13 protein-coding genes are annotated in these 13960 nt (G+C 66.3%); 4 read left to right on the top strand and 9 right to left on the bottom strand.

Annotated elements, in window-relative coordinates; genetic code table 11:
• Window positions 1-79: 79 nt before the first annotated feature.
• Window positions 80-829, top strand: coding sequence for a nucleoside triphosphate pyrophosphohydrolase (gene mazG, locus ACFSC3_RS06925; RefSeq protein WP_380939651.1), 750 nt, complete (start codon window positions 80-82; stop codon window positions 827-829).
• Between the two features lie 13 nt (window positions 830-842).
• Here the strand turns inward: mazG and hflX are convergent, their stop codons facing one another.
• The 7 genes from hflX to dusB form a co-directional block, all read right to left on the bottom strand.
• Window positions 843-2147 carry a GTPase HflX gene (gene hflX / locus ACFSC3_RS06920; RefSeq protein ID WP_380939650.1) on the bottom strand — a complete coding sequence of 435 codons (1305 nt, stop codon included), beginning with the start codon at window positions 2145-2147 and terminating at the stop codon, window positions 843-845.
• Window positions 2147-2689 carry an RNA chaperone Hfq gene (gene hfq / locus ACFSC3_RS06915; RefSeq protein ID WP_380939689.1) on the bottom strand — a complete coding sequence of 181 codons (543 nt, stop codon included), beginning with the start codon at window positions 2687-2689 and terminating at the stop codon, window positions 2147-2149. The genes hflX and hfq overlap by 1 nt, the downstream gene beginning before the upstream one ends.
• Window positions 2690-2799: 110 nt before the next feature.
• A complete protein-coding gene (gene ntrX / locus ACFSC3_RS06910) occupies window positions 2800-4173 on the bottom strand; it encodes a nitrogen assimilation response regulator NtrX (RefSeq protein WP_380939649.1) in 1374 nt (457 codons plus the stop codon).
• Window positions 4170-6413, bottom strand: coding sequence for a sensor histidine kinase NtrY-like (locus tag ACFSC3_RS06905; protein ID WP_380939648.1), 2244 nt, complete (start codon window positions 6411-6413; stop codon window positions 4170-4172). Before ACFSC3_RS06905 ends, ntrX begins: the two co-directional genes overlap by 4 nt.
• Window positions 6414-6469: 56 nt before the next feature.
• Window positions 6470-7927: a nitrogen regulation protein NR(I) gene (gene ntrC, locus ACFSC3_RS06900; protein WP_380939647.1), complete on the bottom strand. Its 1458-nt coding sequence runs from the start codon at window positions 7925-7927 to the stop codon at window positions 6470-6472.
• Window positions 7924-8976, bottom strand: coding sequence for a two-component system sensor histidine kinase NtrB (locus ACFSC3_RS06895; protein WP_380939646.1), 1053 nt, complete (start codon window positions 8974-8976; stop codon window positions 7924-7926). Before ACFSC3_RS06895 ends, ntrC begins: the two co-directional genes overlap by 4 nt.
• Window positions 8973-9968, bottom strand: coding sequence for a tRNA dihydrouridine synthase DusB (gene dusB, locus ACFSC3_RS06890; protein WP_380939645.1), 996 nt, complete (start codon window positions 9966-9968; stop codon window positions 8973-8975). The genes ACFSC3_RS06895 and dusB overlap by 4 nt, the downstream gene beginning before the upstream one ends.
• 214 nt (window positions 9969-10182) lie before the next feature.
• On the opposite strand from dusB, the gene ACFSC3_RS06885 reads away from it, so the two are divergent.
• The 3 genes from ACFSC3_RS06885 to ACFSC3_RS06875 are packed head-to-tail and all read left to right on the top strand — an operon-like array spanning window position 10183 to window position 12400.
• The gene (locus ACFSC3_RS06885; RefSeq protein ID WP_380939644.1) at window positions 10183-11328 is read left to right on the top strand and encodes a bifunctional 2-C-methyl-D-erythritol 4-phosphate cytidylyltransferase/2-C-methyl-D-erythritol 2,4-cyclodiphosphate synthase; all 1146 of its coding nucleotides are present in this window, start codon (window positions 10183-10185) and stop codon (window positions 11326-11328) included.
• A gap of 5 nt (window positions 11329-11333) precedes the next feature.
• On the top strand, window positions 11334-11861 hold the full coding sequence (locus ACFSC3_RS06880) for a hypothetical protein (RefSeq protein WP_380939643.1): 528 nt from the start codon (window positions 11334-11336) through the stop codon (window positions 11859-11861).
• Window positions 11858-12400 carry a CinA family protein gene (locus ACFSC3_RS06875; RefSeq protein ID WP_380939642.1) on the top strand — a complete coding sequence of 181 codons (543 nt, stop codon included), beginning with the start codon at window positions 11858-11860 and terminating at the stop codon, window positions 12398-12400. Before ACFSC3_RS06880 ends, ACFSC3_RS06875 begins: the two co-directional genes overlap by 4 nt.
• Here ACFSC3_RS06875 and ACFSC3_RS06870 read toward each other — a convergent pair.
• Together ACFSC3_RS06870 and lipA are read right to left on the bottom strand one after the other, a co-directional pair.
• Complete coding sequence (locus ACFSC3_RS06870; RefSeq protein WP_380939641.1) at window positions 12331-12822, bottom strand: type II toxin-antitoxin system RatA family toxin; 492 nt, start codon at window positions 12820-12822, stop codon at window positions 12331-12333. The two genes, ACFSC3_RS06875 and ACFSC3_RS06870, sit on opposite strands and share 70 nt — an antisense overlap.
• A 132-nt stretch (window positions 12823-12954) precedes the next feature.
• On the bottom strand, window positions 12955-13881 hold the full coding sequence (gene lipA, locus ACFSC3_RS06865; protein WP_380939640.1) for a lipoyl synthase: 927 nt from the start codon (window positions 13879-13881) through the stop codon (window positions 12955-12957).
• Window positions 13882-13960 lie beyond the last annotated feature (79 nt).

Raw genomic sequence — 13960 nt, 5'->3', positions numbered from 1 at the left:
CCCCGCTGCTAACAACCGTGTGTCATTTCTAATTGGCGAAGAATGTGTCTTTTCTAACCGGCAGCAACAAGGGTGGGCAATGATCGAGCGCTTGGTAACCATCATGGCCCGCCTCCGCGATCCCCAGACCGGCTGCGAATGGGACACGGTCCAGACGTTCGAGTCGATCGCGCCTTACACGATCGAGGAAGCCTATGAGGTCGCTGATGCGATCGCGCGTGGCGATATCGCGGAATTGAAAGACGAGCTCGGCGATCTGCTGCTTCAGGTCGTGTTCCACGCGCGGATCGCCGAGGAAGCCGGTCACTTCGCCCTGACCGACGTCGTCGCTGCGATCAGCGACAAGATGGAGCGCCGGCATCCCCACATCTTTGGAGACGCCGACGAAGGCGGCCATCATCTGTGGGAGACGATCAAGGCCGAGGAGCGCGCCGCGAAGGCAGACCCCAGCGCACTGGCCGGTGTGGCCTTGAACCTGCCTGCGTTGTCGCGCGCCGAGAAGTTGCAGAAGCGGGCGGCCCGGACCGGCTTCGACTGGCCGGATCCAGCCGGCGCCCGCGCGAAGGTCGATGAGGAGCTTGCCGAAGTCGAGGCCGCATCGGATGAGGAGCGCGCCGAGGAAGTCGGCGACCTGCTGCTGGCTGTGGTCAATTGGGCGCGCAAGCTGGGTATCGATCCCGAGACGGCTTTGCGAGCGGCCAATGCGAAGTTCGAGCGTCGCTTCCGGGCGATGGAGGCAGCGGCCGGGGACGCATTTCCGACCCTGTCGCTCGATGAGCAGGAGGCGCTATGGCGCGACGTGAAGGCAGCGGAAAAGCGTTCGAACTGATGCGGTTGGCGTCTCAATCGCCTTCGGCTGTCTCTCGCGCCAGAAACCGATCATAGTCCTTGGGCGCTAGCCGTACGTCGTAGACTGCGCGATCCTCCTTAACGGACTGGTCGAGCACATGACCGTGCTGATGCAGCCAGGCCGCCCCCGCCCCGTCGGCGGCATCCAGCGTGATCGAATAGCGCTGGTGCCCAGCCGTCAGCAGCGCCGAGATGGTGCCGAGCAGATCGTCGACCCCCTCCCCGGTCAGCGCCGAAATGGCGACGACGTCGTCCCGCCGGTGTGCTTCGACCAGCAAATCCTCACGCGCGTCACCCGCGATCAGGTCGAGCTTGTTCCAAGCCTCGATCCGCGGGGTCGTCTCCTCGACGCCGATCTCCGCCAGAACGCCTTCGACATCCGCCTTCTGCGCTGCACTGTCAGGGTGCGCGACGTCGCGGACGTGGACAAGGAGGTCGGCCGAAACCACCTCTTCCAGTGTCGCCTTGAACGCCGCAACCAGTTGGGTCGGTAGTTCGGACACGAAGCCCACGGTGTCCGAAAGGATCGCCTTGTCGATGCCCGGCAACGCGATTTGGCGCAGCGTCGGGTCGAGTGTCGCGAACAGCAGATTCTCGGCCATCACGTCGCTGCCGCTCAGACGGTTGAACAGCGTCGATTTGCCGGCATTGGTATAGCCGACCAGCGCGATCACCGGCCAGGGCGCACGTTGGCGCCGTTCCCGGTGCAGGCCGCGAGTGCGGCTGACCTGGTCGAGCTCGCGCCTTAGTCGGGCCATGCGGTCGCGGATCAGGCGACGATCGGCCTCGATCTGCGTCTCTCCCGGACCACCCAGGAAGCCGAAGCCGCCGCGCTGCCGTTCGAGGTGGGTCCAGCTGCGCACCAGCCGACCGGCCTGATAATCGAGGTGGGCGAGTTCGACCTGCAGCCGCCCTTCCGCGGTGCGGGCACGCTCGCCGAAGATTTCGAGGATGAGGCCGGTGCGGTCGATCACCTTGCAGCCCAGCGCCGTCTCCAGATTGCGCTGCTGCACGGGCGTCAAATTCGCATCGAACACGGCGAGGCTCAGGTCATCCGCCTTTACGACGTCGGCCAGCTGCTCGACCTGACCGCTGCCGATCAGCGTCGCTGGTTTTGGCGCACGGACGCGATAGGCGATCTTGTGCGCAACCTCGACGCCGATGGCGAGTGCAAGACCGGCGGTCTCGGCCAGACGCGCATCGGCGTCGCGCGCCGTCCCGCCCTGATCGGGCAGCACGACGACCGCTCGCGCGCCGCGGGCGAAATCCTCCTGGTCGCGATCGAATCCTGTCGACATCAGGCCTCTTCGGACGCCTGTTCGTCGGCCAGGTTCAGCGGATTGGCCGGCTGGATCGTCGATACGGCATGTTTGTACACGAGCTGGGCCATGCCCTCGCGCTGGAGCAGCATGCAGAACAGGTCGAACGCGGCGATCCCGCCCTGGAGCATCACGCCGTTCACAAGGAACATCGTGACGCTCTCATCCTGCTTGCGCACGGCGTTGAGGAAGATTTCCTGCAATCCCGGGTTCTTGGACGTCGATTCACCGATCGTCTCGACGATACCGGCGACATCCAGCGGCCCGGACGGCATGATCGTCGAGATGGCATGCTTGTAAATTAGTTGCGACTGGCCGTCACGGCGCAGCAGGACGGAGAAATTGTCGAACCACGTCACGATCCCCTGCAACTTGACGCCCTTGACGAGGAACATCGTCACCGGGGTCTTCGACTTGCGGAGCGCGTTGAGGAACAGGTCCTGAAGCGAGGTCTGCTTTTCGGCCATGATACATCCTTGTTTTTGGCGGGATTTGCCCGCTGTGTGCCGCTGAACCGGCATCGTTTCCGCGTGCCCCCTCGGCATCCGGCTAGGACAATCTAGGCGGCGGGTTGTTCCACGTCCAGTTTTGCGGCGCCGACACCCCTCGCCCAATCGCGAACGGTCCGGCCTCAGTCCTCGCGGGTTTCAGTGATGCCGAGCAGCTTCAGCTTGCGGTGCAGCGCCGATCGCTCCATTCCAATGAAGCTCGCCGTCCGGCTGATATTCCCGGAGAACCGGCGAATCTGGATTCGGAGATATTCGCGTTCGAAGCTTTCGCGGGCCTCCCGGAGCGGCGCACCCATGATCGCCGCGGAGCCACCGCCCTCCCCTTCGCCGCGGCCGAGGACCTCGGGCGGCAGCAGATCCAGGTCGATGCGGCCGATGCGGTTGCCCGGCGCGAGGATGATCGTTCGCTCGACGACGTTGCGCAGCTGGCGGACGTTGCCGGGCCATTCATAGCTTTGCAGCGCAACCATCGCGTCGGGGGCAACTTCCGGCGTCGGCACGCGGCGTTCGGAGGCATAATGCGCGACGAAATGCTCGACGAGCGCCGGGATGTCCTCGCGTCGCTCGGCCAGTGCCGGGATGACGACCGGCACGACGTTGAGGCGGTAATAGAGATCCTCGCGAAACCGCCCTTCGGCGATCTCATCCTGCAAGTCGCGCGCGGTCGCCGATACGACGCGGACATCGACCTTGACGACCCGCGTGCCACCGACGCGCGTGAAGCTCTGATCGGTCAACACGCGTAGAATGCGCGCTTGGGTCGCGATCGGCATGTCGGCGATCTCGTCGAGGAACAACGTGCCCCCATGCGCCTGTTCGAGCAGGCCAGGCCGGACGAGGTCGCCCCCCTCCTCCACGCCGAACAATTCCTCCTCGACCCGCTCCGGCGTCATTCGCGCCGCGCTGACGATCACAAACGGCGCCGTGGCACGGCCCGACCAGCCATGCAGCAGCCGCGCGGCGACTTCCTTGCCGACACCGGCCCCGCCTGAGATGAGCACGCGGCTGCCGGTCGAGGCGACCCGCTTCAGCGTGGCGCGGACGGCATTGATCGCGGTCGAACTGCCGGTCAGGTCGTCCTCACGGCCGACCGACGCCCGCAGCGATGCGATCTCGCGCCGCAGCCGTTCGGTTTCTGTCGCGCGTTCGACCAGCAGCAGCAGCCGCTCCGCCTCGAAGGGCTTCTCGATGAAGTCCGACGCACCCCGACGGATCGCGGCGACGGCGGTGTCGATATTGCCGTGGCCCGAAATTACCAGAACCGGGATTGACGGGTCACGCCGCTTGATCTCGTCGAGCAGATCGAGCCCATCGAGGCGGGAGCCCTGCAGCCAGACGTCCAGCAGCACCAGGCTCGGCCGCCGCGTAGCAATCGCCTCCAGCGCGGCATCGCTATCGGCGGCGAGGCGCGTGTCGTAGCCCTCGTCCTCCAGCACGCCGGCGACCAGTTCGCGGATGTCATATTCGTCGTCGACGACGAGGATATCGATACTCATGGGGTCATCCGATTACGCGTAAGCATGGCAGGGCTGGGGTCGGAGGAGTCGTCCGGCGCGTTGGGGTCGACCAGACTGGACAGGGTCGTCGCGTCGAACGCCAGCGTCACGACGGTGCCGCCACCGGGGCGGTCGGTGAAGTGCATCGTTCCGAAATGCTCCTCGACGATCTTCTTGACGATCGCCAGGCCCAGGCCGGTGCCGCGGGCGCGCGTGGTCATGTAGGGCTCGACGATGCGATCGCGCTCGACCGGCAGGCCGATGCCGTTGTCGGCGATCTGGACGCCGACGGCGCGGCCAGCGGTCAAAGCGACCGTAATCTCCCCCGCGGGGACGTCGTCGCCCACCCGCGCCTCGATCGCCTCCACCGCGTTCTTGACGAGGTTGGTGAGCGCCTGGCCGATCTGGCGTCGGTCGCACACGAGGTTGGGCGCCGGGTCCTGATAGATCAGTGCGAAGCGGATCGCAGGGTGCGCGACCTCGTGCAGGAAGACCGCCTGCCGCGCGAGATCGACCAGTGATTCCTCCCGGAAGACCGGCTTGGGCATCCGGGCGAAGGAGGAGAATTCGTCGACCATCCGCCGTAAGTCACCGACCTGTCGGACAATCGTATCGGTCAGTCGCCCGAATGTCGTGTCGCCTTCCGGTGCCAGCTTGCCGTAGCGGCGTTGCAGGCGCTCCGCCGCGAGCTGGATCGGGGTGAGCGGGTTCTTGATCTCGTGCGCGATTCGGCGCGCGACGTCGGACCAGGCGGCGCGACGCTGGTCGATCAGCTGCTGGGTGATGTCGTCGAAGGTCAAGACGTTGCCGTCGTCATCCCGCGTGATCTTCACCGCCAGCGTCCGCGCCTCGCCGCTCGCGCTGATCTGCACCACCCCTTCGCGCGCGCCACTGGCGAGCAGCGCGTCGAGCTCGGGCGAAATTGTGGCAAGCGGCTGGCCGACGACATTGGCGCCCGGCGCGATCAGGGCAAGCGCCGAACTGTTCACCAGTCGCACCGTCCGCTCGTCGCCGACCGCGACGACCCCGGCGGTGACACCCGACATCACGGCCTCGATCAGCACCCGGCGGCTCTCCGACTCCGCGTTGGCGTCGACTAGAGCGCCGGTCTGTGCCTGGAGCCGACCGGTCATGCGATTGAACGCGTCGGCCAGCACGCTGACTTCATCGGAGACCGGCCCGACCGGCACGCGGGTGCCGAGATCGCCGCCGGCCACCTTTTCGGCGGCATTCACCAGTTCGTCGATCGGGCGCACCAACCGGTCCGCCACGGCCAGCGCGATCCATGTTGCCAGAGCGACGATCAACAGAGCCACGCCGAAGAGGACGGCGTTGAATTGCAATTGAAGCAGGCGGGCGCGGGACTGGAGCGAGGAATAGTCCGACAGCAGATCGACGGCGTCCTTGCTCTGCTTGTTGAGGAAGTCGACGTTGTTCGGGGTCGCGACATAGAGGAAGATGTTCCGGGCGCGATCGACCGGCGTCACCACCCAGACCAGCTTTGTATCGAAATCGATGTAGCGATCCTTGTCGCGCAGCACGTTCAGTGCGCGACCGGATACCTGTCGGGCAAAGACATCGGCTTCCGGCACCTCATATCCGTAGATCGGCTCGATCGTGCGACCGTCGACGATGCGAAAAAGCAGGGAATGGAAGAGGTTACGATAGAGCGTCTGTTGCAGGAAATACTGCTGGAACGACACGGATTCCGCCGGGATCGTCGGGTAGAAGCGCCGAATATCCTGCGCCATCGACAGCGCTTCGTCGGTCCAGCGTTCGACGACGACGTCCTGCCCCTGCTTGGCCAGCGCGAGCGTGCTGTTGAAGGCGCCGACCGCGCGTTCGGAGCCCCAGAGCTGTACGCCCGACTGGAACATCATCGACGCTGCGACGACCGTCAGCACGATCGGAATGCTCGCCATCAGCGAGAAGACGGCCACCAGGCGGACGTGAAGCCGCCCCTTCCCCGCGATTGATGCACGCGCGGCGCGCCGAATGGCGATGCGCCGGCCGATCAGGACGATCAGCATGACCGCCGGGATGAGATTGGCGGTTAGGAGCGCCGCCGCCATCGTCGGACTGAACAGGGATTTGGATGCACTGGTCGCCGCGATGATCCGCCAACTGGCCACCGCCACGGCGATCATCACGGCGATGACGCCGAATTCTATCGCAGGCGTGACAGCGAAGCGCCGAAGGGGCGCCGCAGGCTCGTCGATCGGCACCGCCGCAACAGTCATCGTTGCGCGCCTACACCGTTGGTGTTGCCGAGAAAACACATAATTTGGTCGCTACGTTATTCTCCGTCGACGTCCCGGCCCGGGCGGCGCCCTTCGGGCATGTCGATCGCCAGGTCATCCAAGCGCTTGCGCAGCGTGTTGCGGTTTATTCCCATCGCCCGTGCCGCCCGCAACTGATTGCCGCCATGGCGTTCGAGCATCGCTACGATCAGCGGGCGTTCGACCTCGGCGATGATCCGATCGTAGAGCGTCCCGTCGTCCAAAGCGCCGGCCCGTTCCCCCTCGATCTCCGTCAATCGAGCCAGAACGGCCGCCTTCAGGCCAGGCGTACCCGCCGCCATGCCGTCGACGGCCGCGACCTTCAGCATCGCCTGAATGTCTTGGGCGCCGATCCATTCGTCGCGACTGAGCGCGGCCAGACGGCGCATCAGGTTCTCGAGCTCGCGCACGTTTCCGGGCCAGCCATGCGCTTCGAGCAGCGCGATCGCACCCTCATCAATGCGCTTGTGCGGCAAACCGTCCTCTGCCGCGCGATCGAGGAAATGGCGCGCTAGCAAAGCTATGTCCTGCCGCCGCTCCCGCAGCGCGGGCAGCGCGATCGGCACGACGTTGAGGCGGTAGAACAGGTCTTCGCGAAAGCCGCCGCCGGCGACCTGGGCAGCCAGGTCCTTGTTGGTCGCCGCGACGATCCGCACGTCGGCGCGGATCGTGCGCGACCCGCCGACCGTCGTGAACTCGCCCGACTGGAGGACACGCAGCAGCCGGGTCTGCGCATCCATCGGCATGTCGCCGATCTCATCGAGGAACAACGTCCCGCCGGCGGCCTGCTCGAACTTGCCCGCGACGCGCGATGCGGCTCCGGTAAATGCGCCGCGTTCGTGGCCGAACAGCTCCGCCTCGATCAGCTCGCGCGGGATCGCCGCCATGTTCAGCGCGACGAAGGGCGCGCCGCGCCGCGGGCCGAGATCATGGATCGCGCGCGCGACAAGCTCCTTGCCGGTTCCAGACTCGCCCGACACGAGAACGGTCAGGTCGTTGGAAACGACGCGCGCGATGACGCGATAGACGCCCTGCATCGCGGGCGATCGACCGATCAGCGGCAGCGAATCGTCGACATCCTCTGTCGCAGCCTCGCTCCCCCGCCGTGCCCGCGCAAGGCCTCCCGCAACGGCCTGGGCCAGGACATCGAGGTCGAAGGGTTTGGGCAGGTAATCGAAGGCTCCAGCCTCCGTCGCCCGGACCGCGGTCGACAATGTGTTACGTGCCGACAGGACGATGATCGGCAATGCGGGATGCTCGGCCAGAATCTGCGGGACCAGATCAAGCCCATCGCCATCGGGCAGGACGACGTCAGTTACCAAAACGTCGGGCAAGCCCTTCGCCAGTGCCGTGCGCAGATCGCTCAGCGAGGCGACGGTCGCGACCTCGTATCCCTTGCGGCGCAGGGCCTCCCCCACGACCGTACGGATCGCGGCATCGTCGTCGACCACCAGGATGCGGCCGGCTGCGGTCATGTCTTCGCCCTTTGCAGCAGCAGGCGGAACACCGTCCGCCGCGGTTCGCCCTCGCGGGCATAGGTCACGATCCCGCCCATGTCGCGGACCAGCTTGGCGACGAGCGGCAGGCCCAGCCCCCGCCCTTCCGCCTTGCCCGAGACGAAAGGCTCGAAAAGGTGCTCGGCGATGTCCGGCGGGGCGCCGGGACCGGTGTCGATGATGCTGATCTCTATCGGCAGGGGGACGCGCGGACGCCCCGGTGCCGGGCTCGCCGCCATTCCGTGACGATAAGCCGTGGCGAGCAGGATACGTCGATCCTCCGCTCCCTCGACCGCCTCCGCGGCATTCTTGACGAGGTTCAGCAGGATCTGCGTCAGTGCGCCCGCATCGACCAAGGCCGGCGGCAGCGAGGGATCGAACCGCTCGTCGATCGCGATGTCCTGGGCGAACCCCGCCCGCGCCACCTCTCGCACATGGTCGAGCAGGGGGTAGACGTTGTGCGCTTCGAGTTGCGGTGGGCGGGTGTCGGTAAAGTCCTGCATCCGGTCGATCAGCGATGCGATGCGGTCGACCTCCGTCGTGATGAGTGTGGTCAGCGCCCCCGCCCCGCCGCCGTCGCCTAACAATTGCGCGGCGCCGCGGATGCCCGACAGCGGGTTCTTGATCTCATGGGCCAGCATCGCCGCGGCGCCGATCGCCGCGCGGGCATTGGCGGTACGATCCGGCCCGCGCCCGCCCGGCACGACCCGCAACGTCATGATCGTCCATCCCGATCGGTCGGGAATATCGCACTCGACCAGATCGGCGCGCACGCGGCCGATCCGGCCCAGCCCGATGTCGGCGTCATAGGCGGCGAACGTCCGACCCTTGCGACGATCGGCGAAAGCCTGATCGAAGCGGACGAAGGCATCGACATCCTGCCCCCGCATCGCGCGTTCGGAAAAGTTGAGCAGCGTCTCGCAAGCCGCATTCGCCAGGGCGATCCGGCCCGCCGGGTCGATGACGAGCATCGCCACCGGCATCGCCGCAAACAACTCATCGAAACCGGGCGGCGGCAACGGCGTCACGCGGCGGCGCGGTTCGTCCAGGGGGCGTAGAATTCCGCCAGCATCGCCTTGACGGTCGCCGATTCGCCGACCTTGTTCACCGAATTGCGGAATTCGGCCGACCCATGCAGACCACGCGTGTACCAGCCGAGGTGCTTGCGTGCCATGGCAACGCCGGTGTGCTCGCCATAGAGCGACAGCATGTCGTCATAATGGCCGATGATCAGGCGATACTGCTCGTCCAGGCCCGGCTCCGGCCGCGGATCGCGCCCTTCCAGCGCGTCCATCACCTGACGCAGCAGCCAAGGCTTCCCATAGGCACCGCGCCCGATCATCACGCCGTCCGCGCCTGACTGTTCGAGCGCCGCGCGCGCGTCTTCGGGCGAGCAAATGTCGCCGTTGACGATCACGGGCACGCTGACCGCCTCTTTCACGCTGCGTACGAAGGCCCAGTCAGCCGAGCCCTTGTACATCTGGTTGCGCGTGCGACCGTGGACGGTGATCAGCTTGACGCCGAGGTCCTCGGCGATGCGCGACAACTCGGGAGCGTTCAGGCTCGAATGATCCCAGCCCATCCGCATCTTGAGCGTGACGGGGACCTTCACTGCGCCGACCACCGCCTTGATCAGGTCGGTCGCCAGCGGCAAATCACGCATCAGCGCCGAACCGGCGTCGCCGTTCGTCACCTTGCGCACCGGGCAGCCCATGTTGATGTCGACGATCGCCGCGCCGCGATCCTCGCTCAGCTTGGCCGCCTCTCCCATCTCGTAAGGCGTGCAGCCGACCAGCTGCATCGACACGGGGTCCTCGATCGGGTCCCAGGCGAATTTCTGCAGCGATTGGCGCGTCTCGCGGATCGCCGCCTGGCTAGCGACCATTTCGGTAACGTTCAGACCCGATCCGTACCCGCGGACGACGCGGCGGAACGGCAGGTCGGTGACGCCGGTCATCGGCGCCAGAAAGACGGGCGTGTCGATCCGAACCGGACCGATGTCGATCGGTGTAATGCGCATAAGAAGTGCCTGAAATTTAGGCAGCGCATAGCGGAAAGGCGCGTGTGCGGCAAGGCTGGCGGCCATCGCAGCGACGCGTTAGGGAGCCGCCAACTCACCCCGTTCGTGCTGAGCTTGTCTAGGCACCGTTCTTCATGCCGCGAGCGACCAGTGGGCGTATCGAAGTACGGCCCTTCGACAGGCTCAGGGCGAACGGTTTTATTCGAGGCACACCATGTCCCCTCCCCGCACCGCCGCCATCATCGTCGCCGCCGGCAAGGGCGAGCGTGCGGGCGGTGACCGGCCGAAGCAATTCGCATCCCTCGCCGGCAAACCGATGGTCGCGCACAGCCACGCCGCGCTGTCGCACCATCCCGCGATCGGCGAGGTCGTCGTGGTTATCGGCGCCGGGCAGGAAGAGGCGCTGAAGGCCGCGATCGGCGACGCGCATTACGTCATCGGCGGTGCCACGCGCCGCGAGTCGGTCTTGGCCGGACTCGCGGCGATTAAGAGCGCCGACCGCGTCCTCATCCACGACGCGGCCCGCCCTTTCCTGTCGGCAGAGGTGATCGATCGCCTGCTCGCCGCCCTGGACGAGGCGCCGGGTGCGGTTCCCGTGCTCGCCGTCGCGGACACGATCGCCCGCGCCTATGAAACGCTGAGCGATACCATCGACCGTTCGAATGTGGTCAGGGTCCAGACGCCGCAGGCGTTCCGGCTGAGTGCGATCCGTGCCGCCCATGCGGCGTGGGACGAGGCGCGCCAAGCGACGGATGACGCACAAGTCCTGCGCGCGCATGGAGGGACGGTCGTAACCGTCGAAGGTGATATAATGCTCGATAAAGTGACCCACCCCGCCGATTTCGCTGCGGCCGAGCGCAACCGGGGGGCGACGATGATCTCGCGAAGCGCCAGCGGCTACGACGTTCACCGTCTGGAAGCGGGCGAGGAATTGTGGCTCGGTGGCGTGCTCATCCCCCATGACAAGGGCCTGTCGGGCCATAGCGACGCCGACGTCGCGCTCCACGCCATCACCGATGCACTGCTCGGGACCATCGCGGCCGGCGACATCGGCAGCCACTTTCCGCCCAGCGATCCGCAGTGGAAAGGGGCGGCGTCCGACCAGTTCCTCGCCCATGCCGCCGCGCTGGTCGCGGCGCGCGGCGGGATCATCGATTTCGTCGACCTGACGATCATTTGCGAGGCGCCCAAGATCGGTCCGCACCGTGAACCCATTCGTATACGGATCGCCGACATCTTGCGGCTCGACGCCGACCAGGTAAGCGTAAAGGCGACGACGACCGAACGCCTGGGCTTCACCGGGCGGGGCGAGGGCATCGCTGCCCAGGCCGTCGCCACCATCCGCGTACCCGGAAAGTAACCGACATGATCTTCCGCCCGCTTCTCGCCGCTACCGCCCTGCTCAGCGCGACCACGGCCCAGGCCCAGACAACGGCTTGCATCCCGCAGCCGGATGCCGAGGCGCTGTTCCTCGCGCTCGCCCCCGCCATGATCGGCAGCGTTGCGGCGACCTGTGCGCCCGTCCTGCCGGCGAACGCCCTGCTCCGCCGCTCGGTGGCGTCCTTGACCGCGAAATATAGCGCAGAGAGTGACGCCGCGTGGCCGCGCGCCAAGGAGGGTTTGCGCAAGCTGCTCGGGCCGCAGGGTGGCCAGATGGTCGACAGCGAGCTTGCCCGCCCGATGGTGACGTCGATGGTCGCACCGCTGCTGGCGAAGGAAGTGAAGGCCAAGGACTGTCCGAACATCGATCGCGTGCTGACATTGATCGATCCGCTGCCGGCGAAGAACACCGCCGCACTGGTCGTCACGCTGCTCGACATGTCGGGCGCGGCACGGCCGAAGTCGGGCCGCAAGGCGGACTTGGTGCTTTGCCCGCGCGAGGCTCGTCCATGAGCGACCGCCGGGACACCGTCCTGCCCGATCGGCTGGTCGAACTTGCCGCGCGCGTCGTCGAGGCGAACCGGGCGGCCGGTCGCCGTATCGCCACTGCCGAGAGCTGCACCGGCGGCCTGGTCGCCGTGGCGCTGACCGAGGTGCCGGGGTCGTCGGACGTGTTCGAAGGCGCCTTCGTGACCTACGCCAACGAGGCGAAGACCGCGATGCTGAAGGTCTCGGGTGATGTGCTCGAGACATTCGGCGCGGTGTCGGTCGCGACGGCGTGGCAGATGGCGCAGAATGCGCTCGCGAAGACGAACGCCGATGTCGCGGTGGCCATTACCGGGGTTGCCGGCCCAGGCGGCGGCAGCGAGACGAAGCCCGTCGGCACCGTCGTGTTCGCGCGGGCCGAGCGCGGCGGCAATCCCGATCAGGTCGTGGCCGACACGCGCCAGTTCGGCGATCTCGGTCGCGGCGGTGTCCGGCTTCAGGCCGCGCTGTGCGCGCTCGAACTGTTGCTGCCGGAAGCCGACGAGCCGGTCGCGGAGTCGCCATAGAGCTTCGCCGCGCGTTCCTCGAACGCACCGATCATCCGACGCAATGCGCGGTCGAAGACCTGCCCCGCGATCATCTCGAACATTCGGTTCTTGAAGGCGAAGTCGACGCAGAAATCGACCAGGCATCCCCCCGCCCCATCCGGGCGGAACTTCCAGTCGTTCGTCAGATGCTGGAGTGGTCCGTCGACATATTCGACCCGGATGCGATCCGGCCGTTCCTTCTCCACGCGCGACGTGAAGCTCTCACGCAGGCCCTTGAACCCAACGATCATGTCGGCGACCATTTCGGTGTCGCTATTCGATCGCACGCGGATCGCGGTCACCCACGGCAGGAATTCGGCATAGGCGCGAACATCGGCGACCAGGTCGAACATCTGCTCGGGCGTGTAGGGCAGATGCCGGGTTTCAGAATGCTTGGGCATGCTAAATCCTCCCCTGCAAGGGGAGGTGGCAGCGCGCAACGCTGACGGAGGGGTGACGCGTTATCCGGAAAGGGTGACACCCCTCCGTCGCGCTGGCGCGCGCCACCTCCCCTTGCAGGAGAGGAAATTGGATCACGCCACGACCCTTCCCAGCTTCGCTTCGCGATTGGCGCGCATCTTGGCGAAGTCGTCTCCCGCGTGATAGCTCGACCGCGTCAACGGTGACGAGGCGACCAGCAAAAACCCCTTCGCGCGACCGATCGCGGCATAGGCGTCGAACGCGGCCGGCGTCACGAAATCCTGCACCTTGGCATGGCGCGGGGTTGGCTGGAGGTATTGGCCCATCGTCAGGAAATCGATGTCGGCGCTGCGCATGTCGTCCATCACTTGATGGACCTCCAGCCGTTCCTCGCCCAGGCCCAGCATGATGCCGGACTTGGTGAAGATCGACGGATCGAGCTTCTTCACCGACTCGAGCAACCGCAGCGACGCATAATAACGCGCACCCGGCCGGATCGTCGGATAGAGCCGCGGCACCGTTTCCAGATTGTGATTGTACACGTCGGGGCGTGCCGCAACGATCGCCTCGACCGCCGCCTCATGCTTGTTGCGGAAGTCGGGTGTCAGGATCTCGATCGTCGTAGTTGGGTTGGCGGCGCGCACCGCCTCAATCACCTTCACGAACTGCGACGCGCCGCCATCGGGCAGGTCGTCGCGGTCGACCGAGGTGATGACGATGTGGTTCAGCCCCATCTGCGCCGCGGCATCCGCGACGTTGTTCGGCTCGTTCACGTCGACCTTGCGCGGCATGCCGGTCTTCACGTTGCAGAAGGCGCAGGCGCGGGTGCAGGTGTCGCCCAGGATCATGACGGTCGCGTGCTTCTTCGACCAGCATTCGCCGATGTTGGGGCACGCCGCCTCCTCGCAGACGGTCGTCAGGCTTTTCGACCGCATCAGCGCGCGGGTAGCTGCGAAACCGGCGCTGGTCGGAGCCTTGACGCGGATCCAGTCGGGCTTGCGCTGGCGTTCCGGCCGGGGGAGCGGACTCATCTCGTTCATGGGCTGCGAGATAGCCATGCCGGTCCAATCCGACAATGGTGGAACCGAAAGGATCGATTTAGGTTGCATGGCGCAGACG

This window comes from Sphingomonas floccifaciens (assembly GCF_042681125.1).
Taxonomy (GTDB): domain Bacteria; phylum Pseudomonadota; class Alphaproteobacteria; order Sphingomonadales; family Sphingomonadaceae; genus Sphingomonas; species Sphingomonas floccifaciens.
This window is presented reverse-complemented; position numbering and strand designations above follow the sequence as displayed.

Bases quoted from the DNA above. Each gene is read 5' to 3' on its own strand.
- hfq (WP_380939689.1), bottom strand. From the start codon at position 2,689: ATGCCGGTTCAGCGGCACACAGCGGGCAAATCCCGCCAAAAACAAGGA.
- ntrX (WP_380939649.1), bottom strand. From the start codon at position 4,173: ATGAGTATCGATATCCTCGTCGTCGACGACGAATATGACATCCGCGAA.
- mazG (WP_380939651.1), top strand. From the start codon at position 80: ATGATCGAGCGCTTGGTAACCATCATGGCCCGCCTCCGCGATCCCCAG.
- hflX (WP_380939650.1), bottom strand. From the start codon at position 2,147: ATGTCGACAGGATTCGATCGCGACCAGGAGGATTTCGCCCGCGGCGCG.
- dusB (WP_380939645.1), bottom strand. From the start codon at position 9,968: ATGCGCATTACACCGATCGACATCGGTCCGGTTCGGATCGACACGCCC.
- ntrC (WP_380939647.1), bottom strand. From the start codon at position 7,927: ATGACCGCAGCCGGCCGCATCCTGGTGGTCGACGACGATGCCGCGATC.
- lipA (WP_380939640.1), bottom strand. From the start codon at position 13,881: ATGAACGAGATGAGTCCGCTCCCCCGGCCGGAACGCCAGCGCAAGCCC.
- ACFSC3_RS06875 (WP_380939642.1), top strand. From the start codon at position 11,858: ATGAGCGACCGCCGGGACACCGTCCTGCCCGATCGGCTGGTCGAACTT.
- ACFSC3_RS06870 (WP_380939641.1), bottom strand. From the start codon at position 12,822: ATGCCCAAGCATTCTGAAACCCGGCATCTGCCCTACACGCCCGAGCAG.
- ACFSC3_RS06885 (WP_380939644.1), top strand. From the start codon at position 10,183: ATGTCCCCTCCCCGCACCGCCGCCATCATCGTCGCCGCCGGCAAGGGC.
- ACFSC3_RS06880 (WP_380939643.1), top strand. From the start codon at position 11,334: ATGATCTTCCGCCCGCTTCTCGCCGCTACCGCCCTGCTCAGCGCGACC.
- ACFSC3_RS06905 (WP_380939648.1), bottom strand. From the start codon at position 6,413: ATGACTGTTGCGGCGGTGCCGATCGACGAGCCTGCGGCGCCCCTTCGG.